Below are 302 nucleotides of genomic sequence, written 5' to 3'. Positions count from 1 at the left end.
CGGCGCTGGACGTCATCGCCCGCCACCCCGACCGCCTGCGCGCGGCCGTGCTGGCGGCTGGCCGCAACGTCGAGGCGCTGGTCGCCCTGTGCGCGCGCCACCGGCCCGACGATGCCGTGATCGCCGACCCGGCCGGTTTCCCGGCCCTGCGCGACGGGCTGCGCGACGCCGGCCTGGCGACCCGCGCCCATGCCGGCGAAGCGGCGCTGGAAACCTTCGCCGCCGCCCCGCAATGCGACACCGTGGTCGCCGCGATCGTCGGCGCCGCCGGCCTGCCCTCGACCCTGGCCGCAGCCCGCGCC

1 pseudogene is annotated in these 302 nt (G+C 79.8%); it reads left to right on the top strand.

The features are described 5' to 3' along the window. Positions 1–302 (top strand): annotated as a pseudogene (locus tag SB658_RS23005) (1-deoxy-D-xylulose-5-phosphate reductoisomerase); the annotation flags it as partial.

Source organism: Bacillus sp. SIMBA_008 (assembly GCF_046535495.1).
Classification (GTDB): Bacteria; Bacillota; Bacilli; order Bacillales; family Bacillaceae; genus Bacillus; species Bacillus subtilis.
Note: the sequence above shows the minus strand (reverse complement) of the source record. Positions and strands in the feature narration are given on the sequence as shown.